Here is a 25,822-nt window from a genome sequence, read left to right on the forward strand (position 1 = left end):
CTTGATCACAGTGATATTGCAGATAGAATTATGGGACAACTAGGAGCCAGTGACAACCAATGACCCCGTTTATTCGTGACTTAATCGTGAACACCTCGATCCTTTTTGTATTTTCTTTTCTGGCGGGACAGCTGTTTACCAGGTTTGGAAAAGTGCGAAAGCCCTTGTGGCGGTATCAGCTGAATGTTGGCGTCGTACATGGCGTATTTGGCATCATTCTGATCTTCTCGGGCATTCATGTGCAATCGAATGTCGTGCTCGATGTGCGGAATATCGCTTTATTTATGTCTGCAATAAGCGGCGGTCCACTTGCGATAGCTGTCGCAAGTACAATGACCGTATTATTCCGAACGATACAAGATCCTTCCGCGTTCGTGGTGCTGCTCATCGTGACAGGATGTCTATCCATCGGAAGCGCGGTGATTGTGGCCAAAGTGCGATCTTACGCACTCAAGTGGACTTTTTTTCTGATTTATTTGGAAGTGTTCTTCTTTGTCGATTTCTATCTTGTTTTTCACCTCCCATTCCTCTCGAAAGTGGCTCCATACCTGCTGATTAACCTATTCAGCGGTATATTGGCGGCCTATCTGCTTCATTATTTCCGGCGCAATCGCAGCTTGAATCATACGATCAAGGAAATGCAGCAAGAGCTGCATGGTATTCTACGGCTGCAATCCGGCTTTACGTTCAAAATAACCAATCATTCCAACATTCATGTATTCTCTCTCGCTGAGGGTCAGCTGCTTGCGGAGATGGGCATGACACCAGAGGACTTTATTGGCAAAACGATTCACGAAGTGCCCCTGTTTGCTTTCTTGCAGCGTAACCTTGCGGCTGTACCGGCTGCCGAGAACGTGACCTGCGAGGCGGTGGTTGCGGCGTTCCATCTCTTAATTACCGTGCGCCCCGTTATGGAAGATGGCAGCATAAGAGAATGGATTGGTTCGGTTATGGATATCACGGAACGTAAACGAGCAGAGCAGCAGGTAACCGAGAAGGAAGAGCGGTATCGCACGCTTGTAGAGAATTCGCAGGACTTTATTCTCAGCTTTCATCTAGACGGTACTATTGCTTCGGTTAATCAGAAGATGTGCGAGGAGCTGCAACTGGAGCGGGATCAAATCATCGGGCACAAACTGACGGATATCTTATTAGAGGGGTATCTGGAAGAATGGGAGCGAAGCTTTGCACATACGATTCAGGAGCAGAAGACGCAAGAGCTTGAGGTGCGGCATTCGCAGCTGAAGCAGAACAAGATATACAGCTTTACCCTTTCTCCGTACTTTAATTATTTTCAAGAGGTAAAAGGCGTTACCGTGACGATTCACGATAATACGGAACTCTATCAACGTAAAGCAGCCGATGAATCGAATCAGGCGAAGAGCCATTTTCTTGCCACGATGAGCCATGAAATTCGTACACCGCTTAGCGGCATTATTGGGTTAAACGGCTTACTAATGAAAACGGACCTTACTCCTATTCAACGAGATTATGTATCCAGAATGGGCTCTGCTTCAGATGCGCTTATGGTCATTATTAACGATATACTGGACTTTTCCAAAATCGAAGCAGGCAAAATCGAGCTGGAACGCATTCCGATTTCCCTTCACAGCTTCTTGGATAAATTGATGCACATGACGTCATTAATGATCGAAGGTAAGCCGGTTACGCGTATATTCGATGTGTCAGAAGATTGCCCGGACATTGTGATTGGAGATCCGCTTCGATTAGAGCAGGTCATGCTCAATTTATGCAGTAATGCGAGTAAATTTACAGATAGCGGCTTCATTCGCGTTGCAGTGGAAGTCGTGACTAATCGTGTCAAATCGAAGGACGTGCTGAGGTTCTCTGTTCAGGACACGGGTATTGGCATTTCCGAAACGCAGCTCCCGCTGTTATTCCGTTCGTTCACGCAAGCCGACAGCTCTACAAGTCGCAAATACGGAGGTACAGGTCTGGGTCTTGCCATCTGTAAGCTGTTAGTGGAGACAATGGGCGGTGAGCTTGAAGTGAGCAGTGAGCAGGGAAAGGGCAGTACATTCTCGTTTATGGTACCTCTGGAGGAGGTCGCGCCGAATAGAGATGATCTACTCTTACAAATCAGTGCTGCTGCGGAGTCTGTTGAGGAACAGAGGGATGTGCCGGATAGGCAGCTTAAAGGGCGAATTCTGCTCGTCGAGGATAATGAAATCAATCAAATTATAGCGAGAGAAATACTGACAGAGAGCCGCTATTATATTGAGGTAGCGAGCAATGGGTGCGAAGCGCTGCAGATGCTGGAGCAATCCCAGCCAGAGCAATGGGATGCCATTCTTATGGACATTCATATGCCGGAGATGGATGGCTGCGAGGCGACCAGGCATATTCGAGCGAATACACGATTTAAGCATTTGCCGATTATCGCTTTAACGGCGGATGTTTTCTCGGACAATCATGAGCTGTACTATCAGGCAGGCATCGACGATATTTCGACGAAGCCTTTCATCAAGGCACAATTGCTGGCGACGTTGGACAAATGGCTTGGAAAAGCCGGCCCCGGCTAGTGTGTAGAAAAAGGCGGCAACAGGGTTATCCTGTTGCCGCCTTTTTTGGAATATCACAACTCAGCATTTACTCCACTAGATATACCGGCGAATCGTAGCCGCTAACTGGTCGGCAACGAAGTTTGCACCGGAGGCCAGTTGATTGCGGTCGAAGCGAAGCTTGACGTAACGCTCGTCGGTGTCAAATGCTTCGGAGAATAGCCCGGATAAGCCGCGTGCCTTGCGATCGATCTGCAGCAGCAAGTCAACCCCGTTCTCATCGGGGTAAAATACGATTTCCAGCTCGTCGAGCTGGCCGCGGAACTCCGAGCTAGGTACGAATTCAAATTCTTGTACGAAAGACAGCCCCGATATTCTTCCGTATTGCGGTGCGTATTGGCAGGTGACCTCGCGGATGCGGAATCCGAGTTGCCGGACTGCCTCCAGTACAACAGCGGAGTGCGAATGAGGCCTCACTTGAAGCTGATCCCGATCTTTAGGGTCAATGGCTTCCTTGATTTCCAGTCCGGTTTGAATCCAAACCGGCGTTCTGCCCATCGTAACCGGTGTATTCGCAGGTAACTCAAAGGATACCGGGAACTCATATACTTGCTCAGCCTCAACTGTAAACTTACCGGCGAGCAGAAACTTGGCTACGGGCGCTTCTTCTTCTATTTTCGTATCATTATGTTCCTTTACGTACCTTGTCATGACGAAGGCGTAGACGTCATCGACCTGCTGATCGACGCGGCCGCCTTGAATGCGGACAACACCACTAACAGTATCGCCTGCCTGCACCTCATCTTCGTGAAGCATGAGATCGACTTGAGCTGCACCGATTCCTACACTTGCCAGCATGCGTTTGAACATAGACATTGTATTACGACGCCTCCTTATAATTTACATACTCACTGATCTGATACGAGAAGAGGACAACAGAAGTTTCATAGGGACGGCAGATAAAAAAGCGGATGTGCTTTTGGTTGAAATTAATTGTTTTGTATTGATATTCCTTGGTGGAATGAGTATGCTTATGGAGAAATACATTCCACATTCATACAGGGGGATCAACCATGGGAGCTATTAAGCGAGTCGTCATTATCGGTTGGGATGGAGCAGGGAATTTCGTGCAGGCTGCAGCAACACCTCATTTGGATCGTTTGATTAGCAGGGGAGCTGTTTCGTTCGATGCGCAAACTGCTTCACCGACGATCAGTGCGGAATGCTGGGGGGCGATGATGCATGGCGTGAACCCAGCTAAACATGGATTAACGAACTCGAAGGCAGAGAAGCAGTTATTCCCTGAAAATTCGCCTTATCCTTCGATTTTCCGAATCGCGCGGGAAGCAGACCCTAGCGCTAAGCTAGCCTCGTTCAGCTCATGGGAGCCTATCAACTATGGCATTATTGAACCGAATATCGGGGTACACAAGGTATCTATGCCTGATCGTGAGATTGCCCTCGCAACGGCTGACTATATAAGCAACCATTCCGACTTCAAGCTGCTTTATGTACACTTGGATTTACCGGATATAGCCGGTCATAAACATGGCTACAACACGCCTGAACAGCTGCGTTTCATCGAAGAGACGGATGCCAATACAGGCGTCATTCTAGATGCACTTGAACAAGCGAATGCGCTGGAGGACAGTCTCATTATTGTTGTATCCGATCATGGCGGCGGTGGGGAAGTCGATACCGACCATGGCAGCGATCATCCGCTGGATAAAACGATTTTCTGGGCAGTTGCCGGGCCGGGCATTGCGCCTGGAACAACGATTACGGAGCCCATTATCATTACGGACACGGCTGCCGTTGTTGCCCATGCACTGGGTCTGGCAGCACCTGAATCATGGGAAGCGAAGCTGCCGCAACACTTGTTCGGCACAGCTTTAGTGGAATAGCATGCTGGTAGTCGCTGTTTTCCTTGTGCTGTTCTCCGGACTCACGCACGCCGTATGGAATCTGTTTGCCAAACGAAGCTTGAACAAGGCGGCTTTCTTATGGATCATCCTCACTCCATCGACAATCTTTCTGATTCCACTCGTTGTGAGCCGGCTTCTAAGCAAAGCGCTGCCGTGGCAGGCGTATGTGCTTATTCTCATCACCATGCTGATACAAGGCTGCTATGCAATTCTGCTGACCAAAGCTTATGATCTTGGGGATTTATCGCAAATGTATCCCATCATGAGGGGGACGGCAACGCTGCTCGTTCCGACTGTCGGCGTTGCTTTTCTTGGAGAATCTTTGTCCGTATGGGGCTGGTTCGGTATCCTCTGCATGATCGTCAGTTTCTTCAAAATCAGTGATTGGTCGTTTCGAAGGAGCAAGAGGGAACGGTCATCTAAACCCATTCTCGTTGCGTTCGGGGTGGGGTTATGTACAACCTGCTATGTATTCGTGGACAAATTGACGCTCGACTATCTATCACCGCCGGAGCTGCTTTGTCTAGGCAATGTGGGTTTCCTGCTAGCCTTAACACCAATGGTGCTGCGTTCAGGAAAGTGGAAGACCGAGCTAAAGGCGAATTGGAGAGTCATCCTCATGGGTGCAGTGCTCTCGCCGGGTTCGTATTTGTTATTCTTATTTGCGATGAATCTAGCGCCGATGGCTCACATCTCTCCGATTCGTGAGATCGGGACGGTCTTCGCAACCTTGCTCGGTATCATGGTGCTGAAGGAGCAGCAGGGAATGAAGCGAATTGCATCATCCGTTACGATTGCGTCCGCGATTGTGGTCATTAGCGTCTTCGGTTAAGGGGTCACCCAACGTAGTGGATGTTTGGCGAGCGCCTCATTCCAATCTGCCGGTGGCGCTTGGTTACATAGGATATACGATACATCCTCCAGATCACCGAGCTTATAGGGAAACCGATGCCCTAGTTTCGTATAATCAGCCGCTACAATAACTTCAGTTGCATGGGAGATTGCCTTGCGGGATACGGCGGACTTGCTATCGTCTAAGCTGGTAAGTCCGGCTTCGGCATGGATGCCATCAACGGAAATGAAGGCTTTATCGATATAATAATGGCCAAGAGCCGCTTCCGTCATCGAGCCTGCGCACCGGGCATGCAAAGCGCTGATCTCCCCGCCAAGAAACAATATTCGACCATCGAAACGCCCTTGATTTTGCTGTTCCATTAATAGTGTGGCAGCGGGAAACGAATGGGTCAGTACCGTTAGGCCGGTTTGCGTCAAATGTGGAATGACGGTCAGCAGTGTCGTTCCTTCATCGAGAAAGATCACTTCTCCATCACGAATGAGGCCGGCCGCTTGCCGGCCTATTTGATTTTTCTCCTCGCGCTTGAGCGTCATCCGCTCCAAGTAAGGCGGTTCCTCAAAGCTGACGGAAGGCTTGACAGCGCCGCCGTATACCTTCTTCAGTTTGGCTTGGGCTTCGAGTTCATCCAAATATCTGCGCACCGTTTCCTTCGACACGTCAAATAGCTGCACCAATTCAGAAGAAGACACATTTCCGTTTCGCTCAAGCAGGTCTAATATCTTCTGTTTGCGTTCTTCGCCGATTAAGGACATCTAAGTTACCTCCAGACCATGTGCTGTACTAAGTGTCATTTTAGCAGAAAAATTGCCAAGACGTTCTGGCGTATTTCCAAATCTGACGCTATTCGATAAAATAGTCAAAAAGGGGAGTTGCAAGCATGAACCAAACGACGACGGATACCATTAAAATCATGACATTCAACACGTGGCTGGGCGGCGAGGCCGTTCATGACGGTGTAAATAAGATTGCCCGAGCTGTAGAGCTGTCGGGCGCTGATATTGTCGGCTTTCAAGAAACACCGGACCCGGCTAAAGCAGTAGCAGAGAAGTTAGGCTGGCATTATTATCAGAACCAAGAAGGCCGGGCAAACTGCAGCGTGATTAGCAAATATCCCATTATTGAAGCCGTTCATGTCGATGGAATGAGCGCGGTTCTTACTCACATTCAGCTGCCTTCCGGGCAAGTTATTCTCGTCGCGGATGCGCACTTGTATTACGATCCATACGGTCCGTACTGGGCGATGTTCGATGGTAAGCCGGTAGACGAAATTACGGTGATGGAGCAAGAAGCTCGCGGTAAAGAGCTGGCGCTCGTTTTGCGTGATCTCGCACCTTATTTGGCATCCGACATGCCGCTGTTCCTCATGGGCGATTTTAACGCGCCATCTCATCTGGATTGGGGCGATAATACGAAGTCTGTGCATGATGGATATGTCGTTCGATGGCCGGTTAGCGCAATGGCGGAAGAAGCGGGGCTTCTGGATTCTTACCGGGTTGTGCATCCCGATCCGACAGCCATGCCTGGCCTCACATGGTCGACTGTCCATACGCCGGAGCATCCATGGGGGGATAATCCGCATGAGCCGCAGGATCGTATTGATTTTATTTATTATCATGGTTCCTGTGTGCAGGTTGTGAGCTCCGAAGTGTTTGTCGTAGGTGAGCCGAAGGGGTTTGGCAGCCATGAGGATAATGAATGGCCATCCGATCATGCGGCCGTGGTTTCCGTCTTCCAAATTACGAAGTCGTCATGATAAAAGGGAATCGCTCAGATTCCGAGTGGAGTGCATAAGGGAATGGGAACGCCATATTCGGCTATTCTAACGTTAATCGTTACGGCCGGCGTCATTAATGTCATCATGGGGATCTACATATTAACAAACCGCGCGAAGCAGTCCATGTCGAAGACGTTTGTCGCGCACTGTTTGCTGTCCGCGGTGTATATATTCGGCTCTGCGCTGGAGCTGTCGGCCGGTTCGCTGGAAGAGATCACGTTCTGGATCAAGGTCGAATACATTGGGATGCCATTTCTTCCACCGATAAATCTGCTGCTCATTATGTATTTTCTCGGTATGGACCGCTATTTGAAGCCTGCTTTGCGCGCGGGGCTGTTCGTTATGCCGCTTGTGACCGTCGCGCTCGTCATGTCGAATGAGATGCATCATCTGTACTATCGGTCCATCACGATAAGGCCGGAATTAGGGTTCTTGAAAGTGGATCTGAATGCAGGACCTTGGTACATTATCCAAGGCGCCTATACGTTTGGCTGCATGTTCGGCGGCGTTGCGCTGCTGCTGCTGTATTGGGGGCGTATGAAGTCGGCTTATCGGCTGCAGCATATCACGATGCTCGTCGGGCTGCTGCTGCCGCTCGCAGGTGATTTTGCTTACCTTAGCAATTTGACGCCGCAAGGAATTGACCCGATTCCGGTCATTATGGCGGGTACCTCCGCGCTGTATATGTGGGCACTTGCCTCGAGAGGATTAATGAACGTGGCGCCGATTGCGCGGGATAATCTCTTCGAGAGCATGAGTGACGGCGTACTCGTGCTGGATATGAATAATCGACTGATCGATTACAACCCGGCAGCGGCGCAGGTCATGCCGCAATTATCTACGTATTCACTCGGGCGGCCGATCGAACCGCTATGGCGCATGCATACGGATAGTCCACTGATGGAGGGGACGGACGCGGAGCGTAAGCAAGAAACGTTATGGGAGAAAGACGGCAATTGCTACTATTACGATATTCGGTCGTCCGTTGTCAGGAAGAAGGGGCAGGAAACGGGCAAACTGATTGTCCTCATCGATGTTTCTGAACGTGTCCGGCTGCAGCAGCGGCTGCATGAGCTTGCTTTTCACGATGGCCTTACGGGGATCTATAATCGGACTCATTTCATGCAGCTGAGTGAGAAGCTATTGGCGGAATCGTTGTCGGACAGGGAACCGCTCGCGCTGCTGTTATTCGATATCGATCACTTCAAACGAATTAATGACACGCATGGACATGATGTCGGTGATCGTGCGCTCCTTCATGTAGTCAGCGTATGCCGCAGTGTGCTGCGCGCGGAGGATGTCCTTGCCCGTTATGGCGGGGAGGAGTTCGTCGTGATGATGCCAGGTATGTCACTTACAGAAGCGGAAGCTGCGGCACACCGGATTCGTAATGCGCTTGTTCATCAGCCGATGGAATTGGCCGTATCGCCGAGTGGACTAGCCATAACGGCCAGCTTTGGTGTTGCTGTCGTAAACGGTGAAGCAGCAGAAGACTGGGACGATCTGAAGCAGCTGCTGAAAGCAGCAGATCGAGCATTGTACGAGGCTAAGCATGCAGGGCGTAATACGGTGCGTGTTGCGAACCATACAGTCATGTCCTAAATGGAATGAAGCAGAGAGCCTCCGCGCAGGGGGCTTTTTTGCTGTCCATATTTTCACAGATCGTTGCGAATTCCTGTGATCGTAATCACATCGAGGGTAGGTTACACCCTTGTATACTTGGATTATTCCAAGTGACGAAAGCGAGGAACAAGCGATGCTAAGCAAACAAACGATCGAGATCATTAAATCAACAGTTCCGGTATTAGAGGTCCACGGCACGACCATTACAAAGCGGTTCTATCACTTGTTGTTTACCGCTCATCCCGAGCTGCTTCATATGTTCAATCATGCGAATCAAACGAAGGGCAGGCAGCAGACGGCATTAGCCAATGCGGTTTATGCGGCGGCGCTTCATATCGACAAACTGGAGATGATTCTGCCGGTTGTGAAACAGATCGCTCATAAGCATCGCAGTCTCGGTGTGAAAGCAGAGCACTATCCAATTGTCGGACAAATGCTGCTTACCGCGATCAAGGATGTGCTTGGCGATGCCGCGACGGAAGAGATTTTGGACGCTTGGGCGGAAGCCTACGGGATCATTGCGAATGTCTTTATAGAGACGGAAGCCGAAATGTACAATCAGGCTGAGCGGCAAAATGGCGGTTGGGCGGATTATCGGGCATTTCGTGTACAGAGGAAGGTGCGAGAGAGTGATGTCGTCACCTCGTTCTACCTGGTACCGGAGGATGGAGGAGTGCTTGCTGCTTTTGAACCGGGGCAGTACGTGAGTGTTAAGGTGCAGATTCCCGGGGAGACGTACACACATATTCGCCAGTACAGTCTATCTGATGCGCCGGGTAAACCGTATTATCGCATTTCGGTCAAACGCGAAGACGCGTTTCCGAACAAGCCCGGAGGGAAGGTTTCCAGGTACTTGCATGAGCAGATTAACCAGGCGGATGTGTTGTGGCTGTCGGCGCCTGCGGGCCACTTTACGCTAGATATCGCGGATACTAGACCTGTTGTCTTGATTAGCGGAGGGGTGGGGTTAACGCCGCTGGTTAGCATGCTTTCCACCTTAACGGCTAACATCCACTCTGATCGACCGGTTACCTTTATTCATGCCGCGCAGAATACAAACGTTCATGCTTTGCGATCCGAGGTCGAGGAGATTGCCTCTCGCGCTCTGCAGGTATCGGTGTACTGGTGCTATGATCAGCCAACAGACGAGGACCGTGCCGCACAAGCTTTTCATAAAGAAGGCTATATCGACTTGCCGTGGCTCCAAAACGTAGTATCGACGAAAGATGCGAGCTTCTACTTCTGCGGCCCGGAGCCGTTTATGCGAATGGTATACAGCCACTTGAAGGAATGGGGGGTTGCTGCCGAAGATATCCATTATGAATTTTTCGGACCGGGCGGCAGCTTGGAGCGTGCACCGGAAGCGGCGGTTCTGCCGCAGGATACAGCTGCGGCCCAAGGGTAGTGGCGGGCTTACTCGGATTCCGACTGGCTGCGCATGCGCAGCAATCGATTAATGGTCTCCCGGCGCAGCCCGAGAAATTGACCGATTTCATCCTGTGTCAGCACTTCCGAGAGGGATTCGGTAGATATGTAAGCTTGAAACCAAGCCTGTAGTTTACGCAGCTTCTCTGCAGGCGCAATCTCGGTCAGTTGATCAATTCGCTGCTGCATCATGCGCAGTTTATCCTGCAGCTTAAGTGCAATTTCACGACAGTGCGCCGGATTTCGTGCAAGTTCGTCGTACCATTCTTCGGCTGGCAAACATTCGATCTCACAAGTTACAAGCGCAATCGCCGTACCAAAGTAAGGGTTAGGGCTGATTAAGGAATGATGCGGAATGATTTCGTCCGGTACAATAATATTGACCAAGATCTGTGAGCCATCTGGATGGACGCGGACAATCTTCAGTAAACCGCTCTTTAAGTGGTAGAGGGGTCCGGATTCCCCCTGGCGGAATAAGGTTTCGCCTTTGTGTAAGATCATAGTAACCTCAGTGAATGCCGGTGCTTGCCGGCATTTTTTTAATTTAGTATAACCTATCTAACGTGAAGCTGACCTAATCGGAGTAAGCAAATACATGGATTCGGCGGCGGTATTCGCGGGACGGATAACGATGGGACTCCATGCGCCGGATATTGGAGATGCACGGTATGGCAGGCGATGGACCGAACAATTTCAATCATGAACCTTCCATTGAAGGACACTGTGATGTCTTGTCCGGAAATGTCGTTCACTACCTCGACTTCCTCGAAGACGTCGCCAATTTCGGCTGTTCTGGATGTGAGAGAAACGGAGTGAGATGAGGATGTTTGCAGGTGAACCACTTTGCTGTCGCCGGCTAATACGGTGACTCGTTCAAGGGCATGCAGCAGGTGCTGGGTATCGAAGCTAAGTTCTGTAAGGTGAGCTGCCGGCTTCGTTACCTTCTCTAGAGATGGATAAGACCCGTCTATGAGCGATGATTGCATACAGAAATGGGGAGTTCGAAAGCTGATCATACGGTCGCTGACTACTATGTCCGTCGTGGCCTCATCATCCTGCAGCATTTTGGCAAAATCGGATAGATGTTTCCCTGGGATGATTACAGGTGCGCTCGCGATTGGCGTGGATGCATCTGTGCTGAAGTCGGTTGTAGATTGGGAAGAGAGCTGAATGCCATCCGTCGCGATGAGCCTTAGATGGTCACCGCTACATGCGTACTGAACTCCCGTCAGAACAGGTCTGGATTCGGAAGCGGCAACGGCAAAATCAACTTTCTTGATGAGCTGCTTCAGATCGCGGTTCGCGATGCGGATGCTGCTGTGCGAGCTGGTTGCTGCGATGTGCGGGTAATCCCCGGCGTCCATGCCACATAAAGAAAAGCGTGCTGACGCAGAAGTAAGAGTGAGAGTGAGTTCATCCAGAAGCTCAAGCTGAATCGGGCCTACAGGCAGACTGCGAACGATATCAACCATATAACGCGAAGGAACGACGATGCGGCCGCTCCTGTGAACGATGGCATCGTCTTCATGTACCGGAATGAAGTACGCCAGCATCATCCCCAAGTTACCTGCAGTGAAGGTTATCCCCGAGGGATCGGAAGACAGCATAATGCCAGAGAGGATCGGAATCGCATTCTTGCCGGCAGCGGCGTGAGCTACAGCTTGAAGCGCACTGACCAGACGTTTCTGGCTTACTTGAACGAGCACGAGCCTCACCTGCCCTCCGAAAGTTCGTTGTGAAAATAGGTCTCTATAATACCCCTCAGCCCCTCGGATTTGGAGCAGTTCTTTGCACTGCAGTGGGCTTCAAGAGCTTGCCACACCTCTGCCGTTAAGGTTAGAGAAACCTTCTTTGTTTCCCCGAATCCTTTGCGTCCGGAGCCTTCACGGGAACCACCTTTCGAGAAAAGCATGGACAATTGCCCTTCGTGGTTGGGAACGCCGAGTTTCAGGTTCTTGGAAGGAGACATGATTTAGCATCACCGCCTTAGTTTGAATAAGGTTACTTTAATCAATAATTACATAATTTAACTGTAGCACAGCATTCCAGCCTGTGGCAACAAAAATACTTGTAACCCTTCGTAACCGCTATCTATACTTGAAGTACAAAATAAGGAGGCGCCTCAGATGAAACAAAACAAATACGATGATCCGGACTTCTTCACCAAATACAATCAAATGCCTCGATCCGTCGGTGGACTGGAGGCAGCCGGGGAGTGGCCTGCTCTGCGGGCGCTTATGCCTGACCTGAAGGGGAAGCGGGTGCTGGATTTGGGCTGCGGCTTCGGTTGGCATTGCCGGTATGCCCGCGAGATGGGGGCCGGTTCCGTTATCGGCGTGGATCTGTCCGAGATGATGCTTGCACGCGCCAAGGAGTTCGAGTTCGATCCGGCGATTGAGTATCGCAGGCTCGCGATCGAGGACATCGAGTTCGCTGCCGAGCAGTTCGATGTGGTGATTAGCTCGCTTGCTCTCCATTACGTCGAACGCTTCGACATCGTCTGCCGCAAAATCCATCAGTACCTTGTACCTGGGGGTAGCTTCATCCTTTCGGTGGAGCATCCGGTGTTCACGGCACGCGCTGCACAGGACTGGCATTACAGTCCTGATGGGGATCGCATGCACTGGCCGGTTGACGATTATCAGCAGGAAGGCTCGCGACAAACGAGATTTCTGGACAGCGATGTGGGGAAATACCATCGTACGATTGCAACGCTGATCAACCAGTTAATCGAGGCGGGATTCACCATCAGGAAGTTGTCTGAGCCGCAGCCTACGCCGGAAGCGATCACCGCTTATCCAGACATGCAGGATGAAACCCGCCGTCCAATATTTCTGCTGGTTGCCGCGGAGAAGTAGTTTGTGTGCATAAAAAAAGCTGTCCAAGAAGAGCATCGTTGACTCTTCTGGGACAGCTTTTTTAACCGGAATATCACCAATTAGCATTACCCGTCCACAGCGCCGGTCATGCGCAGCGGGCCGCGGCGCATGATACGAGATATGATTAAGGCCATTTCGTACGGGGTATGAACCATTCCGGTTTCCAGCCAGTGCTGCACGACGCCAAGATTGGCGGAGATAATATAGGCGGAGAGAAAGTCGCGCGGCACGAGCAGCTTATGATCCTCGGGCTGCAGCTGCATCAGCTTGTTATAAAGATGCTGTTGCATGAGTTCTTTGTACCTGAGAATAAACGAGGGATCACCCTTAGGGCCCATCATAACCCTAAAGAAATCACCATTCTCCCGCAAAAAAAGGAAGACATCCACCATAAATGGATAAGCCTCATCTCGTTCTATATATTGGAGCAGCAATGCCGGGTCAGCATGCTGAATACGTGCTTCGAAGCCGCTCCAGATCTGCGTTTTGCACTGCTCCAGCAAATCGAATTTATCATGGTAGTGCAAGTAGAAGGTTCCCCGATTTAGTCTAGCTTTGAGCGTCAAATCTCGAACTGTAATCGATTCGAAGCCTTTCTCCTCAATAAGCTCAATCAGTGCGCTGCGCAGCATATCTTTCGTCCGCTCAATGCGGGGATCGGTTTTCTGAGACATGTGTTCAAGCTGCCCCTTTCTGCAATGAAATAGTAATTTAGGATGAATGAGAGCTCTAAATGAACAGCGGTGCTGTTAGGTGTTGAATAAGCGACAGAAGCTTCTGATCTTGATTATTGAGTTCTCTCTTGAAATCATTATAATAAACACAGTGATCATTATTCAACATGATGTCCATTTCAAGAGGTGACGAATTTGCATAAAAATTTATTGAAACAGAAATTAGTGTGGATTGGCGCGGTCGCCGTGCTGGCTGTGCTCATGGTATTTGGGGTAGCGATGATTGGACCTGCTGCGGGGGCAGCTCCGAAAGAGCTTCCCGTTGCACTGGTCGTCTTAGATCAGCCGGTTGATAAGCCGGATGGAACCAAGCTGGCCGTTGGAGAGCTGTTAAAGGAGAAGATGACCGAGCAAACACAGCTGCCGATTAAATGGGAAATCGTTAGCTCCAAAGAAGAGGCATTAGCAGGGATGGATGAGCAGTCCTACTATGGCGCACTGATCTTGCCGGCTGATCTAAGCGCGGGCCTGCTCTCGCTGCAATCTGCCACGCCGAAGCCTGCACAGCTGCAGATCTACGTAAGCGAGGGGAAGAACGCACAGGTTGCGGGCACAGTGAACATGCTGCTGCAGGCAGCGATGCATAATGTCGGCACGCAGCTGTCTACGCAACTGCTGGAAGAGCTCGGCAAGCATACTGACGCCATTTCGGTAAAGTCTGCCAGTGCGCTGCTTGATCCGTTCACCGTCAGCTCGCAGATTGTGCATCCCGTAGGTGCCAACAATGCGAGCGGCAATGCACCGCTGCTGCTAACACAGATGATGTGGCTCAGCTGCTTGGCAGTCAGCATCACATTGTTCTTGGCGTCACAGCAAGCGGTGAAAGCCGGTGGCGGACATATACGTATCGTATTGACAAAGCTTATAACGGGCCTCGTTATCGTAACGGGTGCAACGGCCTTCCTTGTATGGATGTCGGGCTCCTGGTACGGCATGGAGCTATCGGATCGAACGCAGCTATGGTTATTCCTATTATTAGCCGGGTCGGCATTCTTCCTGTTTCAAACGACATTGCTGCGTTGGATTGGCATGCCGGCGATTCCGCTCATGGTGCTGTTATTCTTCTTCTCGATGCCGGTTATTAATATGGCGCCTGAAATGCTGCCGACTGCTGCGAAGGATTGGCTGTACAGCTGGACACCGCTGCGGTTTGTCGCTACGGGCCTGCGATCTGTGATGTACTTCGACGGTACAAACATGAACGGCACGTATCGGGTGCTTGGCTGGTTGTCCGGCATTTGTATGCTGGTTGCCGCCGCATCTGTACTTAAACCTCGGAAGAAAGCAGCGACTTTGGATAGCGCTATGTAATGGAGGCTCAATTAAAGTGACTGAATCGGATTCCAGCTATTCCGGTTTGGTCACTTTTTTTGCGCAAGTTATAATCAATACAAAACCATATTGACTCTGTGGTGCACCCCACGGTTTATGATGGAAGAGGGAGGAGATTCATGTACAAGATCAGCGCATTCTCGGAGATGACCGGGCTGAGCAAAGAAACGCTTCGTTATTACGCGGAAGTGAAGCTGCTCGAGCCTGTGTATATTGATCCCTCGAACAACTATCGGTACTACGACGATGGCAGTTATTTTATAGCGGTGCTGCTTACGAAATTAAGACGGTTCGGCTGTACGATTCAGGAGATGAGCGCAGTTATGAACGACGAGTCCTTTGCACATCTGGAAGGGTTGTTGGAGCAGAAACGGGACAAGATACAGTCACAAATACGGGATCTTCTGTTACAAGTAGAGGAGATTGACGATTTTCTTGCATCGGGAAGGGAGCAGTAGACACAAATGTTGAAATGGAAAGAAGAAACGACGATCCATGCACCGATTGAGAAGGTTTGGGACTTATTCTCGGATCGGAATATCAAGCGGATTATGCCCAAAGTCGAAGAGCATACGCTCATTGAGAAGACCGAGAAGGAAGCGGGAGCGAAGCACCGTCAGAAGTACCGAGAAGGCAAACGTGTTGAGACCTATATTGTCGACACGCTTGTTTATGAGGATCTACCTGATTCCAAGCGCAAAACGATCCAATTCGTGCTTGGCAAAGCATTCGAGATTACACTGACGTTCGCATTAAAAAGGATAGACGATATGCATACGACATTCATTTACGAGGGGCAAAACAAAGGCGTGAACTTCGTCGGACGAGCTATGCTGAAGCTCGGCAGCGACAAAGGGAACTTAAGAGTGGTGCATGAGTTCATGCAGCTCGTTGTAGAAGAAGCGACGAAATAGAGAAAGCCACTCCGCGGCTAGGGAGTGGCTTTCTTGCTTAGAATTTCAAGCAGGGTCGTTTGCCATCTCAAGCGTACTATGACAAAATATACGGAGAATAACACGATGAATGGAGCTTCTAACCTTGCCTACTTTACCCAATTGTCCCAAGTGCAACTCGGAATACACGTACGAAGACGGAAGTCAGTTTGTCTGCCCTGAGTGCGCGCATGAATGGAGCCCGGCATCGGAAGCCGAGCAAGCGGATGAAAGCCGGATGATCAAAGACGCGAATGGTAATATTCTAAACGACGGTGATTCCGTATCGGTCATCAAGGATTTGAAAGTGAAAGGTACATCGCTGGTCGTCAAAATTGGCACCAAGGTGAAAAATATCCGGCTGATCGAAGGCGATCACGATATCGACTGCAAAATCGACGGGTTCGGCGCGATGAAGCTGAAATCCGAATTTGTGAAAAAAATCTAGTCTGGCTGAAATCGAAAAGCGCCTGCTCATGACGAGTAGGCGCTTCTTTGTTCAGGTATCTAGCGAGCGAGCGGCAACTGCAAACGGGCCGGTATATCTGCGGCAAAGTCGTCCGTGAGCTCAAGGCAAATCGGATACGATTGCAGCTGGAAGCTGACGCGATCCGGTGCATCCGCTGTATACGCAATACCCTCGGCATCCAATCGCGTTTTAACCCCTTCTAGAAAAGCGATGCTGTTCACACCGAAGGTTACGCACATTGTAGGCGGCAGCGCAGTCATCGCAATGGGAATCCATTTTCGCGCTTGGGATACGATGACCGCATGGGCCGTTCCACCGATGGCAAACGTGAAATTATCATATACTTTATCAAGCTGAAAGCCCAATAGCCGGACAAACTGTTCCCGAAATGGAATGACGGTGTCAGCCTCCACAGGGAAGCCCACTTCCCGCAGATAGAGAAGGCTCATGGCCCCGACAGGAGGCAAAATGCCTTCCTTCACATAAGAATGACAAATAATTTCAAGCAAGTTGCCGTCTCCATCGCGGAAATAGACGTTCCTTCCCGTACCGAACTCATCCACGATGCGGCCATCAGGCCATTTGAGGAGGGTCACATTCTGAGCGTCAAGCCAGCTTACCGCTGCATCGAAGCCGGAAGTCGCCACTTCGAAAGCGATATGCGCCGGTGCGATAGGCTCAAACCCTTCCGTGAAACAGAGCGTGATCGAAGGTGTTGGCTGGAGGTGAATCTCGGTGTCCGACTCATATCGAATAGGAAAAGCAAGCTGTTCGTGGTAAAACTGCTTCACACCTTGAATCGAGAAGGTTTGCAGCTGCAAACGAGAGAAATGTGTCACCATAACCATCCGCCTCCTTTTATACACTTATAATACATTTATGTATGTAAAGTTGGCAATCCTTAACATAAAAAAAGAGGCGCAGAGGGAATCCCTCTGCGCCTCTTGATTATGCCGCTACAGCAGCAGTTTGCGTTCGGCGTGCTTGCTTGCGAATCAGGAAGGTGAACGGCAACGCAGCAACTGCGATATACGTTGCAACCATGAAGACGTCGTTCACGCTCATCGTAAAACCAAACAGCGGAATGAGATTCGCGGTCTCTGTGCCTGCTGCCGTCAGCTCCGACACATGTGTAATCGTATGTGAGGCAAGCAGGGAAGTGAATAACGCAATGGCGAATGAACCGCCTACGTTACGAATCCAGTTCGTCACCGAGGAAGCATCCCCAACCATCTGTGGTTGAATTTCTTCCATGCCTGCTGTGCTTGTCGCTGCCGCTGCGAACGATACCCCGAGGTTACGCACGGCCATCCAGAAAATAATATACAGATGCGAGCTGTCATTGTGCAGATGCGTCATTTCATAGCTGCCGAATATGATGAGCACGAGTCCGCCGAGCGTCAGCCATTTGGCGCCGAAGCGCGGATAGATTTTACCGGCGAATGGCATGGCAAGCGCCATAACCAGTGAGGATGGAAGCAGGATCAAGCCCGTGTCCATCGGTGTAATTTGCTGTACATTCTGCAAGAAGAGAGGAACGAGCAGCGTTCCGGAATAGAGGCTGATCGTAATGATCGTATTCGCGACTAACGTGATCGAGAAGCGGTAGTTGCCGAATACGCGCAGGTCGAGAAGCGGATTCTTCGTGCGAAGCTCGCGCCAGATGAATGAGACAAGCATTACGGCCCCGAATGCGAACAACCCGAGCGTTTTACCGGAATCCCAGCCCCATTGACGGCCTTGGCTTAGTGCCACAAGAAGCGATACGCTGCTGAGAACGACCGTAGCGAGCCCGATTTTATCCAAACTGGTGGCTTTGCCAATGCGATAGTTCGGAATCATCGCGATAATAAACACAATGGCAACAATACCGATGGGTACGTTGATGAAGAAAAGCCAGCGCCAGCTGAACTGCTGAATGAGCCAGCCGCTGATCGTCGGTCCAAACGCAGGTGCAAGCATCGCAGAAAGCCCCCAGATACTAACGGCAAAAGGCTGACGCTCTTTCGGAATCACTTGAAAGATGATCGTCATTGTTGCCGGTACGACCAAGCCTGTAAAGATACCTTGAATAATGCGGAAGGTAATAAGCGATCCGATACTCCAGGAGAAGCCGCAGAGCAAGGAGAATATGACAAATCCGACCATGGCATACAGGTACACGTTCTTGTAGCCGAATCGGTTCCCCAGATAGCCTGTCAGCGGAGCGACGGTGCCTAGCGAAAGCATAAAGCCGGTCAGTGTCCACTGCACCGTACTCAGGCTTGCATGAAAGTCTTGCATAAAGATCGACAGCGCGACGTTAATCGTGCTGATACCCAGAATACTGAGAAAGGCGCCAAAAAAGATCGCAATCATAATGGGCCAGAAACGAACATTCGGTACAGATGAATGGTTCATGAACGAAATCAACTCCAGTCTTCATAATGGCCGCTGGCCTATTGTAGAGTTGATCATACTGCAATACTCAGACAAAGTAAACTACTTTTATAGTTTTTAGTTTACTTTGTCTATTTTGTTTATTTCAATTTGGAATTTGTGTATACTAGTAAGGAAGAAAGTGAGTGTGAGCGCTTTATGGAATCGACAAACGAAACGCAAAGCTGTCGATATACCGATGAATCCACGAAGGATAAATACGTAGCCAAGCTGCTGCATCCCATCAAATCGAACGGGTTCCAGGGACTTCGTATGGATGACATCGCCAAGGCCATGGATTTATCCAAAGCAACGTTATATAAGTACTTCACTTCCCGCGATGAAATTATCGAACGATTAACGGCACTCTTTATTAAATATATCGTCTGTGATGAAGCTCAGCTGGCTGAAGGCAGCAGCGATGCTTACATTCAAGGCTTCCAGTCGACATTCGCGCAGACGCTGCTAATTGCCAACTATAGTACGGAAGTCTTCCTCCACGATTTACGCGAGATTTATCCAGAGTTAATGGCTACGTTGAATGTAGCCATCAGCGAGCGCAATGAGCGACTGCGGAAGTTCTATGAACGCGGAATGAAGGAAGGCTACCTGAATGAGCTCAATGCGACGCTGCTTATTGTGCAGGACGAGCTGATGTTCCGCAATTTGCTGGATCCGCATTATTTGATGAAGCACAATCTGACGCTGCGAAATGCCATCAGCGATTATTATCAAATCAAGAAGCTGCAGATCTTCAAGCCTGACGTGCATGCGCAGGTCGATGATGCGGCGATGGCGGAACGAATCGAGAGACTCGTGCGCAAAGTCACCTACGGCGCAGCCTAACGGGATAACTCTTCATACAAAGAAGCCTGCGGAATCATCCTTTTGGAAGGATTCCGACAGGCTTCTTTATTAATCAATATTGTTCGCAATCAGGCCAGCTCGGCTGAGCGGCAGCCCGGCCTTGTAGATATGTCCGACATCCCCGATGCCGTAACAGCGCGGGGCTGCCCAGCCATGGTCATACTCTTCCATAACGACCGTAGTGACGGAGCTCGGCGCGATCCAGAAGCCTGACCACACCATCGGCAGCGGCAGTTCGAGCAGATGCGACAGCCAAGCAAGTCCAAAGCCGAGGTGGCAGAAGATCGCGATCGTATCGCGGTTCGATTGCTCGATCTTATACCGGCCGCCTTCACGGCGGTAACCATTCTCCAAGAAGAAGTGATCCGAGTTATCCTTAATCTCTTGAAATCGGCCTGCAAATGAAGCGTCATTGAAAGGCGCCCGCATATGCCAATCGTCGCTCGATGGGAATGGCCGATGCTCACGCACCCATGTATGGTCTGCATTCCAGGCAACCGTAGAACTTCCGTCTTGGTTCGTAATTTGCCAGCCGCCCAGCTCTTCGAGCCATGGAAGAACGGTTGCCTGCATGCCAACCGCATCTGCGGTATATTGCATTGTATGGAGTGCTCGTCCGAGCGGCGAGCTGTAGATGCGGTCGATCTTCGTGCCGGACAGCCGCTCCGCCAGCGCTTTTGCTTCAAGATGGCCCGGTGATGTTATGGTATTATTAGGGTAATCGGGCTCTGCATGACGAATAATATAAATTTTCATAATTGCCTCCTGCAGGATGGGTAGATTTAGACCAAGTATAGTGCACCTTTTAAGGTCAGACAATATATGCCAACGGGAGTCAAGAAGAGAGGGTGGCGTGACCATGAACATTACAGTTAATCAACAGGGAAGCTCGAAGGTTGCAATTATAGAAAGCTCGGATATTCTCATTGAAGACGTTCAAAGTGCGCTGGATTTAATGGCAACCGTTCGTTACAACGAAGACTGCGACAAAATACTGCTGAACAAATCCAATGTCACGGAAGATTTTTTCGATCTCAAAACCCGAATTGCCGGAGAAATTCTGCAGAAATTTACGAATTACCAATTGAAGCTGGCGATTGTCGGGGACTATGACGGCTACGACAGCAAGAGCTTGAAGGACTTCATCTATGAGAGCAATCACGGCAAACAGGTGTTTTTCCTGCGCGATCAACAGGCCGCGCTGGATGCGCTCCATAGTGTTTAATCCGTAATTCGAAAGGAGTAAGCCGCCGCGCAGAGAATATGTAGAGTATCTTTCCATTTTTTCTATTTCTTCTCGGAGGTGGCTTATGAAAGCATTATTCATCGGTGGAACGGGCATCATCAGTTCCGCGATTACGAGGCAGTTATCGGAAACCGTCGGATGTGAGTTGTATCTGTTAAACCGAGGCAATCGCAACGAGCATTTGCCGTCTAATGTAAAGGTGCTTCAAGCGGATATTAATGATGAAGCTCAGGTAGCCAAACTAATTGAAGATTTGAGCTTTGATGTTGTAGCAGACTTTATCGCGTTTCGTCCGGAGCAGCTCGAGAGAGACTATCGGTTGTTTCATGGCAAAACAAAACAGTTCATCTTCATCAGCTCCGCTTCCGCCTATCAGAAGCCGCTGTCCGACTACCGTGTAACGGAAAGCACGCCGCTGGCCAATCCATATTGGGAGTACTCCCGCAATAAGATTGCGTGCGAAGAATATTTGATCAAGCAGTATCGGGAGCAAGGTTTTCCGATTACGATTGTACGGCCAAGTCATACCTATGATGAGCGATCCATACCGCTTGGCGTGCATGGCAGCAAAGGGTCTTGGCAAGTTGCCCGGCGGATGCTGGCAAACAAACCGGTTATCATACATGGGGACGGAACCTCCTTATGGACGATGACGCATAATCGAGATTTTGCAAAAGGTTTCATCGGCTTAATGGGCAATATTCATGCCATCGGGGAATCCGTCCAAATTACGTCTGACGAGACGGTGACCTGGAACCAAATTTACGCGGCTATCGCGGATGCGCTCGGCGTTAAACTCCAAGCGGTTCATGTGTCCTCGGCGTTCTTGGCAGCTTGCAGCAAAGAGGACTATACGGGCGGGTTGATCGGGGATAAAGCCAATTCCGTCGTGTTTGATAATGCCAAGCTCAAACGGCTTGTTCCTGATTTTGTTGCCACTACGCGCTTCGATCAAGGCATTAAACAGACGGTCGCTAATGTGCTCGCTCATCCGGAGTGTCAAACGGAAGATCCGGAATTCGATGTTTGGTGCGATAGGGTTATCGATGCGCTGCAAGGGGCGATCGCGTCCGTTAGAGGCTAGTCGAATAGAAAAATAAAGCCGCTTCACCTCCTCATCAGTGAGGGGTGAAGCGGCTTTTTTTGATGCAGCTTATAGTGCCTCTCGCAAGTATCTGCCTGTATGCGATTGGCGCACCTGTGCGACTTGTTCAGGTGTACCTTCCGCCATAACGGTACCGCCAAGCTCGCCGCCCTCCGGACCGATATCGACGATCCAGTCGGACTCGCGAATAAGCTCCATATTGTGCTCGACGACGATGACCGTATTGCCTGCATCAACCAGCTTGTCGAGCAGTACGGTCAGCTGTCTTACATCGGCCGGATGCAGACCGGTAGTCGGCTCATCGAGCAGGTAAAGGGTGTGCTTCTTCGTGCGTTTCCCGAGCTCCTTTGCAAGTCGAAGCCGCTGGCCTTCACCGCCGGATAATGTTCGTACCGATTGGCCCCAGTGCAGGTAGCCGAGACCCACTTCGCACAGCAGGCTGATGGTATCGGCCATTTTTGGCGCGCCGCCTTCGAAGACAGCCAGACTTTCTTGAACGGTTAAGTCCAGCAAGTCCGAGATGGAATAGCCCTCATAGGTGACACGCAGCACTTCTTCTTGGAACCGGCGGCCTTTGCAAGCAGGGCAGCGAACCTCGATGTCCGGCAGGAAATGCATATCCACTGTAATGACACCTAGCCCTTGGCAGTTCTCGCAGCGCCCACCTGTGGTGTTAAAGGAGAAGTGCTTCGACGTCAGCTTCAGCTTCTTCGCTTCCGGCAGCCCGGCATATAGATTGCGCATCGCCGTGAACATATCGGTGTAAGTCGCCACATTAGAGCGCTGCATCCGGCCAACAGGGGATTGATCTACTGTGATCCAGTTGCCTACTTCCTCTGTGCCGTCAATGCCGTCACAGCCTTCGGGCTTCAGGTTATCGTTTGCTCCTTCAGCCAGCAAGTCGAAGAGCAGGGTGGACTTGCCTGATCCGGACACGCCCGTAACCGATACAAGGCAGCCAAGCGGGAACGATACGGTCACGTTCTTCAAATTGCGGGCATGCGCATTGCGTACTGTGAGTGCATGACCATTGCCCGGGCGGCGTGCGCGTGTAAGCTTGTACTGGGCTTCGTCGCGCAGATAAGCGCCGGTTACCGATTCCTCAGCCGCCATCAAATCTTCCAATGAGCCCTCGCCCACGACGCGCCCGCCAGTGCTGCCGGCGCCCGGCCCCATGTCGATGACATGATCGGCCGCTCGCATCATCTCCACATCATGCTCGATGACGAGCACGGTATTGCCGAGATTGCGAAGCTGCTTCAGCACTTGAATCAAACCATCCGTATCCCGCGGATGCAGGCCGGCAGTCGGCTCATCAAGAATGTACAGGACGCCTGTCAGTCCTGAACCGAGCAGGGATGCGAGCCGAAGCCGCTGTGCTTCACCGCCGGATAGCGTGATGGATTGCCGATTGAGTGACAAATAGCCGAGTCCGACATCCAAAATCCGCTTCAAACGGGACGGTATTTCGTCGGTTACGATCGTCTCCAGCATTTCAAGGCTGTCTGAGGACAGTTCACTCCGCAGTCGAACCACCCAGTCATATAGGTTACCGAGCGGCCAATCGGATATTTCGTGAATCGCCGCGCCGCCTACCTTTACCGAGCGAGCGAGTTCATTCAGCTTCGCGCCATGACAGTCCGGGCATACCTGTTGATGGAAGAAGGAGCCTGTGTTCATACCGCCTTCTGCGTCAGGCCCTTTTTCTTTGAAGCGCCGCCAAATGCCAGTAAGGATACCCTCGAATTTGCCTGCGTTTACTTTCTTCGGCGGTTTCATATCCGGATAATGGCGCATAAACTGCTCACTCTCGACTCCATAATAAAGCAGATCGCGCTGCACCTCGTTGTAATCCTTGAGCGGGAGATCCGGATCGAAATTGAAACCATAATACTCACCGGCTGCCTTCAAGATGACGGTATAATAATCGACCATCATCTCGAATAGGGACGGGACGCCGCCTCCGCGCAAGCTTTTCTCCTGATCGAATACGGCTTCCATTCTAAGCGTCGAAACCATGCCAAGGCCGGAGCAGCTCGCACATGCGCCTTGCGGCTGGTTGAATGAGAAATGCGACATGGTCAGCCGCTCAACAGCTGTGTGGCATTTTGGACAATTGACCCATTCTTCTCGACCGTCTTCGTCTTCAGTTCCTATATGTGTTGTTGTTGCCGGTCCAGGAGGGATGATTTCGCCGCAGGAAGGACATGAACGATGCCCGGCCCGCGAGAAAATTGCCCGCAAATACGTATAAATGTCCGTCACGGTTCCTACCGTGGAGCGGGGATTGCGGTTCGTGACATGCTGGCCGACGCTGATCGAGGGGGATAGGCCAATGATGGCGCCGACCTTCGGTTTGTTGATGGAGTCTGAGACCATGCCCATCGATTCCATGTATTGACGTTGGCATTCTCTCTGCAGCGTATCCATTGCAAGTGTCGACTTGCCGGAGCCGGACGGCCCTGTTAGTACAACGAGCTTGTACTTCGGTATGCGAAGTGAAACATGCTTCAAATTGTTCTCATACGCATCCTTAATTTCAATCCAATCGTTCACCGAAAAGTTCCTCCCTAATAAGAGCGATAACCTTATTATATAACATTGGTGCAAATGCTAAGGTTGGGTCGATTTCATACCGATAGCTAAAGGGTCTGTTGGTTTAGACCTTGTCATGATGCTTTAAACCTTTGTTAGAGGGCTTGTGATAAAAAAAGGCCCTCCATGAAGGAGGGTCTTTAATGGGATGGCTATTAGATTCCTATCTGTATTAGTTGAGTGCGATTCCGGCGCTTGCATAACCGGCAACAGTAGATATTACATCTACACCGGCTGTAACCGAAACGCTAAACACCATTAGTAAACGAGCATTTGCTGGAATAGTAATGTTTAGCCCTGTTGTACTTCCACTGCTAGTCGTACCCAAAGCTAAAGTGCCGGTCAGAGGCGGAGCTAATGTTACGAGTGCCCCCGGAACCGCAGTGAAAGAATTGCTGCTAGGAGCAGTGGATTGGTACAGTTGGGCTGTAATTGTTAAAGTAGAAAGAAGTAATGATAATCCAGCTGTTGTACTGAAGAATGCAGACATGGAGGTTAGGGTCGCTGCGCGAGGAACCGAAAATGCTTCATTCAGTAAGAGGCCGGCTGCCCCTGTAAGATCGATAGTGGTTCCAAGGAGAAGGGTGACTCCCTCTGCAGCAGTTCCAAAGCCAACCAGACTTGATGTGTTTAGAACCCCGCCAAGTACGGTTGTTAATACTGTAGGCAAACCTGAAGCAAATGGAATGATAGCACCGCTTCCGGCAGTACCAGTGGCACCAGCAGCACCAGTAGCCCCAGCAGGACCAGTAGCCCCAACAGCACCAGTAGCTCCAACAGCACCGGTGGCTCCAACAGCACCAGTGGCTCCAGCGGTACCAGTAGCTCCAGCCGGACCAGTGTCCCCAGCAGGACCAGTAGCTCCAACAGCACCAGTGGCTCCAGCGGTACCAGTAGCTCCAGCAGGACCAGTGGCTCCAGCGGTACCAGTAGCTCCAAGATCACCGGTTGCTCCAGCAGGACCAGTAGCCCCAGCGGGACCAGTAGCTCCAACAGCACCAGTGGCTCCAGCAGCACCAGTGGCTCCAGCGGTACCAGTAGCTCCAGCCGGACCAGTGTCCCCAGCAGGACCAGTAGCTCCAACAGCACCAGTGGCTCCAGCGGTACCAGTAGCTCCAGC

The 25,822-nt window shown here is 50.7% G+C and carries 24 protein-coding genes; 14 read left to right on the forward strand and 10 right to left on the reverse strand.

Features of this window, described 5'->3' with window-relative positions:
• Positions 1–59: 59 nt before the first annotated feature.
• Positions 60–2,543 carry an ATP-binding protein gene (locus AC506A_RS27760; RefSeq protein ID WP_495464249.1) on the forward strand — a complete coding sequence of 828 codons (2,484 nt, stop codon included), beginning with the start codon at positions 60–62 and terminating at the stop codon, positions 2,541–2,543.
• A gap of 75 nt (positions 2,544–2,618) precedes the next feature.
• Here the strand turns inward: AC506A_RS27760 and AC506A_RS27765 are convergent, their stop codons facing one another.
• Positions 2,619–3,398 (reverse strand): sporulation protein, encoded by a 780-nt coding sequence (locus AC506A_RS27765; RefSeq protein ID WP_495464250.1) that lies wholly within the window; start codon positions 3,396–3,398, stop codon positions 2,619–2,621.
• A gap of 197 nt (positions 3,399–3,595) precedes the next feature.
• Here AC506A_RS27765 and AC506A_RS27770 point away from each other — a divergent pair, with 197 nt between their 5' ends.
• Both AC506A_RS27770 and AC506A_RS27775 read left to right on the forward strand, forming a co-directional pair.
• Positions 3,596–4,426 carry an alkaline phosphatase family protein gene (locus AC506A_RS27770; protein WP_495464251.1) on the forward strand — a complete coding sequence of 277 codons (831 nt, stop codon included), beginning with the start codon at positions 3,596–3,598 and terminating at the stop codon, positions 4,424–4,426.
• 1 nt (position 4,427) lies between these two features.
• On the forward strand, positions 4,428–5,279 hold the full coding sequence (locus AC506A_RS27775) for a DMT family transporter (RefSeq protein ID WP_495464252.1): 852 nt from the start codon (positions 4,428–4,430) through the stop codon (positions 5,277–5,279).
• Here the strand turns inward: AC506A_RS27775 and AC506A_RS27780 are convergent.
• Positions 5,276–6,055 carry a DeoR/GlpR family DNA-binding transcription regulator gene (locus AC506A_RS27780; RefSeq protein WP_495464253.1) on the reverse strand — a complete coding sequence of 260 codons (780 nt, stop codon included), beginning with the start codon at positions 6,053–6,055 and terminating at the stop codon, positions 5,276–5,278. The genes AC506A_RS27775 and AC506A_RS27780 overlap by 4 nt on opposite strands.
• Before the next feature lie 125 nt (positions 6,056–6,180).
• Between AC506A_RS27780 and AC506A_RS27785 the strand changes: the two genes are divergently transcribed.
• The 3 genes from AC506A_RS27785 (at position 6,181) to hmpA (ending at position 10,105) form a co-directional block, all read left to right on the forward strand.
• Positions 6,181–7,056 (forward strand): endonuclease/exonuclease/phosphatase family protein, encoded by an 876-nt coding sequence (locus AC506A_RS27785; RefSeq protein ID WP_495464254.1) that lies wholly within the window; start codon positions 6,181–6,183, stop codon positions 7,054–7,056.
• A 42-nt stretch (positions 7,057–7,098) separates the two neighbouring features.
• Positions 7,099–8,679 carry a histidine kinase N-terminal 7TM domain-containing diguanylate cyclase gene (locus AC506A_RS27790; RefSeq protein WP_495464255.1) on the forward strand — a complete coding sequence of 527 codons (1,581 nt, stop codon included), beginning with the start codon at positions 7,099–7,101 and terminating at the stop codon, positions 8,677–8,679.
• A 154-nt stretch (positions 8,680–8,833) separates the two neighbouring features.
• Positions 8,834–10,105 carry an NO-inducible flavohemoprotein gene (hmpA, locus tag AC506A_RS27795; protein WP_495464275.1) on the forward strand — a complete coding sequence of 424 codons (1,272 nt, stop codon included), beginning with the start codon at positions 8,834–8,836 and terminating at the stop codon, positions 10,103–10,105.
• 8 nt (positions 10,106–10,113) lie between these two features.
• Here the strand turns inward: hmpA and AC506A_RS27800 are convergent, their stop codons facing one another.
• Positions 10,114–10,626 carry a Crp/Fnr family transcriptional regulator gene (locus tag AC506A_RS27800; protein WP_495464256.1) on the reverse strand — a complete coding sequence of 171 codons (513 nt, stop codon included), beginning with the start codon at positions 10,624–10,626 and terminating at the stop codon, positions 10,114–10,116.
• A 53-nt stretch (positions 10,627–10,679) separates the two neighbouring features.
• Entirely contained in the window at positions 10,680–11,831 is a 1,152-nt protein-coding gene (gene dnaN / locus AC506A_RS27805) for a DNA polymerase III subunit beta (RefSeq protein WP_495464257.1), read from the reverse strand.
• Between the two features lie 420 nt (positions 11,832–12,251).
• Here dnaN and AC506A_RS27810 point away from each other — a divergent pair, with 420 nt between their 5' ends.
• Complete coding sequence (locus AC506A_RS27810) at positions 12,252–12,983, forward strand: class I SAM-dependent methyltransferase (RefSeq protein ID WP_495464258.1); 732 nt, start codon at positions 12,252–12,254, stop codon at positions 12,981–12,983.
• 86 nt (positions 12,984–13,069) lie between these two features.
• On the opposite strand, the gene AC506A_RS27815 is transcribed toward AC506A_RS27810, so the two are convergent.
• Positions 13,070–13,678: a TetR/AcrR family transcriptional regulator gene (locus AC506A_RS27815; protein ID WP_495464259.1), complete on the reverse strand. Its 609-nt coding sequence runs from the start codon at positions 13,676–13,678 to the stop codon at positions 13,070–13,072.
• A 195-nt stretch (positions 13,679–13,873) separates the two neighbouring features.
• Between AC506A_RS27815 and AC506A_RS27820 the strand changes: the two genes are divergently transcribed.
• From AC506A_RS27820 to AC506A_RS27835, 4 genes are all read left to right on the forward strand, one after another.
• A complete protein-coding gene (locus AC506A_RS27820; protein ID WP_495464260.1) occupies positions 13,874–15,049 on the forward strand; it encodes a YhgE/Pip domain-containing protein in 1,176 nt (391 codons plus the stop codon).
• A gap of 140 nt (positions 15,050–15,189) precedes the next feature.
• Positions 15,190–15,528 (forward strand): MerR family transcriptional regulator, encoded by a 339-nt coding sequence (locus AC506A_RS27825; RefSeq protein ID WP_495464261.1) that lies wholly within the window; start codon positions 15,190–15,192, stop codon positions 15,526–15,528.
• A gap of 6 nt (positions 15,529–15,534) precedes the next feature.
• Entirely contained in the window at positions 15,535–15,984 is a 450-nt protein-coding gene (locus AC506A_RS27830) for an SRPBCC family protein (protein ID WP_495464262.1), read from the forward strand.
• 124 nt (positions 15,985–16,108) lie between these two features.
• Positions 16,109–16,450 carry a zinc ribbon domain-containing protein YjdM gene (locus AC506A_RS27835; protein ID WP_495464276.1) on the forward strand — a complete coding sequence of 114 codons (342 nt, stop codon included), beginning with the start codon at positions 16,109–16,111 and terminating at the stop codon, positions 16,448–16,450.
• A 59-nt stretch (positions 16,451–16,509) separates the two neighbouring features.
• On the opposite strand, the gene AC506A_RS27840 is transcribed toward AC506A_RS27835, so the two are convergent.
• Both AC506A_RS27840 and AC506A_RS27845 read right to left on the reverse strand, forming a co-directional pair.
• The gene (locus AC506A_RS27840) at positions 16,510–17,313 is read right to left on the reverse strand and encodes a VOC family protein (protein ID WP_495464263.1); all 804 of its coding nucleotides are present in this window, start codon (positions 17,311–17,313) and stop codon (positions 16,510–16,512) included.
• Positions 17,314–17,419: 106 nt separating this feature from the next.
• Entirely contained in the window at positions 17,420–18,871 is a 1,452-nt protein-coding gene (locus tag AC506A_RS27845) for an MDR family MFS transporter (protein ID WP_495464264.1), read from the reverse strand.
• A 177-nt stretch (positions 18,872–19,048) separates the two neighbouring features.
• Here AC506A_RS27845 and AC506A_RS27850 point away from each other — a divergent pair, with 177 nt between their 5' ends.
• Positions 19,049–19,735: a TetR/AcrR family transcriptional regulator gene (locus AC506A_RS27850; RefSeq protein ID WP_495464265.1), complete on the forward strand. Its 687-nt coding sequence runs from the start codon at positions 19,049–19,051 to the stop codon at positions 19,733–19,735.
• A 69-nt stretch (positions 19,736–19,804) separates the two neighbouring features.
• Here AC506A_RS27850 and AC506A_RS27855 read toward each other — a convergent pair whose 3' ends face one another.
• Positions 19,805–20,512, reverse strand: a complete 708-nt coding sequence (locus AC506A_RS27855) for a histidine phosphatase family protein (protein ID WP_495464266.1) — start codon at positions 20,510–20,512, stop codon at positions 19,805–19,807.
• 103 nt (positions 20,513–20,615) lie between these two features.
• Between AC506A_RS27855 and AC506A_RS27860 the strand changes: the two genes are divergently transcribed.
• Together AC506A_RS27860 and AC506A_RS27865 are read left to right on the forward strand one after the other, a co-directional pair.
• Positions 20,616–20,981 (forward strand): DUF4180 domain-containing protein, encoded by a 366-nt coding sequence (locus AC506A_RS27860; protein WP_495464267.1) that lies wholly within the window; start codon positions 20,616–20,618, stop codon positions 20,979–20,981.
• Between the two features lie 85 nt (positions 20,982–21,066).
• A complete protein-coding gene (locus AC506A_RS27865; protein ID WP_495464268.1) occupies positions 21,067–22,086 on the forward strand; it encodes an SDR family oxidoreductase in 1,020 nt (339 codons plus the stop codon).
• A 69-nt stretch (positions 22,087–22,155) separates the two neighbouring features.
• Here the strand turns inward: AC506A_RS27865 and uvrA are convergent, their stop codons facing one another.
• Positions 22,156–24,663, reverse strand: coding sequence for an excinuclease ABC subunit UvrA (gene uvrA / locus AC506A_RS27870; protein WP_495464269.1), 2,508 nt, complete (start codon positions 24,661–24,663; stop codon positions 22,156–22,158).
• Positions 24,664–24,874: 211 nt separating this feature from the next.
• On the reverse strand, positions 24,875–25,822 hold a 948-nt coding region (locus tag AC506A_RS27875; RefSeq protein WP_495464270.1), incomplete at its 5' end, for an exosporium glycoprotein BclB-related protein.

The organism is Paenibacillus sp. N22P23, assembly GCF_059383735.1.

Excerpts from the sequence above, each read along its gene's own strand:
- AC506A_RS27830 (WP_495464262.1), top strand. The coding sequence starts at position 15,535 with ATGTTGAAATGGAAAGAAGAAACGACGATCCATGCACCGATTGAGAAG.
- AC506A_RS27810 (WP_495464258.1), top strand. The coding sequence starts at position 12,252 with ATGAAACAAAACAAATACGATGATCCGGACTTCTTCACCAAATACAAT.
- AC506A_RS27785 (WP_495464254.1), top strand. The coding sequence starts at position 6,181 with ATGAACCAAACGACGACGGATACCATTAAAATCATGACATTCAACACG.
- AC506A_RS27850 (WP_495464265.1), top strand. The coding sequence starts at position 19,049 with ATGGAATCGACAAACGAAACGCAAAGCTGTCGATATACCGATGAATCC.
- AC506A_RS27825 (WP_495464261.1), top strand. The coding sequence starts at position 15,190 with ATGTACAAGATCAGCGCATTCTCGGAGATGACCGGGCTGAGCAAAGAA.
- AC506A_RS27760 (WP_495464249.1), top strand. The coding sequence starts at position 60 with ATGACCCCGTTTATTCGTGACTTAATCGTGAACACCTCGATCCTTTTT.
- AC506A_RS27775 (WP_495464252.1), top strand. The coding sequence starts at position 4,428 with ATGCTGGTAGTCGCTGTTTTCCTTGTGCTGTTCTCCGGACTCACGCAC.
- AC506A_RS27815 (WP_495464259.1), bottom strand. The coding sequence starts at position 13,678 with ATGTCTCAGAAAACCGATCCCCGCATTGAGCGGACGAAAGATATGCTG.
- AC506A_RS27800 (WP_495464256.1), bottom strand. The coding sequence starts at position 10,626 with ATGATCTTACACAAAGGCGAAACCTTATTCCGCCAGGGGGAATCCGGA.
- AC506A_RS27780 (WP_495464253.1), bottom strand. The coding sequence starts at position 6,055 with ATGTCCTTAATCGGCGAAGAACGCAAACAGAAGATATTAGACCTGCTT.
- AC506A_RS27790 (WP_495464255.1), top strand. The coding sequence starts at position 7,099 with ATGGGAACGCCATATTCGGCTATTCTAACGTTAATCGTTACGGCCGGC.
- AC506A_RS27840 (WP_495464263.1), bottom strand. The coding sequence starts at position 17,313 with ATGGTGACACATTTCTCTCGTTTGCAGCTGCAAACCTTCTCGATTCAA.
- AC506A_RS27845 (WP_495464264.1), bottom strand. The coding sequence starts at position 18,871 with ATGAACCATTCATCTGTACCGAATGTTCGTTTCTGGCCCATTATGATT.
- AC506A_RS27855 (WP_495464266.1), bottom strand. The coding sequence starts at position 20,512 with ATGAAAATTTATATTATTCGTCATGCAGAGCCCGATTACCCTAATAAT.
- AC506A_RS27860 (WP_495464267.1), top strand. The coding sequence starts at position 20,616 with ATGAACATTACAGTTAATCAACAGGGAAGCTCGAAGGTTGCAATTATA.
- AC506A_RS27765 (WP_495464250.1), bottom strand. The coding sequence starts at position 3,398 with ATGTCTATGTTCAAACGCATGCTGGCAAGTGTAGGAATCGGTGCAGCT.
- hmpA (WP_495464275.1), top strand. The coding sequence starts at position 8,834 with ATGCTAAGCAAACAAACGATCGAGATCATTAAATCAACAGTTCCGGTA.
- AC506A_RS27770 (WP_495464251.1), top strand. The coding sequence starts at position 3,596 with ATGGGAGCTATTAAGCGAGTCGTCATTATCGGTTGGGATGGAGCAGGG.
- AC506A_RS27865 (WP_495464268.1), top strand. The coding sequence starts at position 21,067 with ATGAAAGCATTATTCATCGGTGGAACGGGCATCATCAGTTCCGCGATT.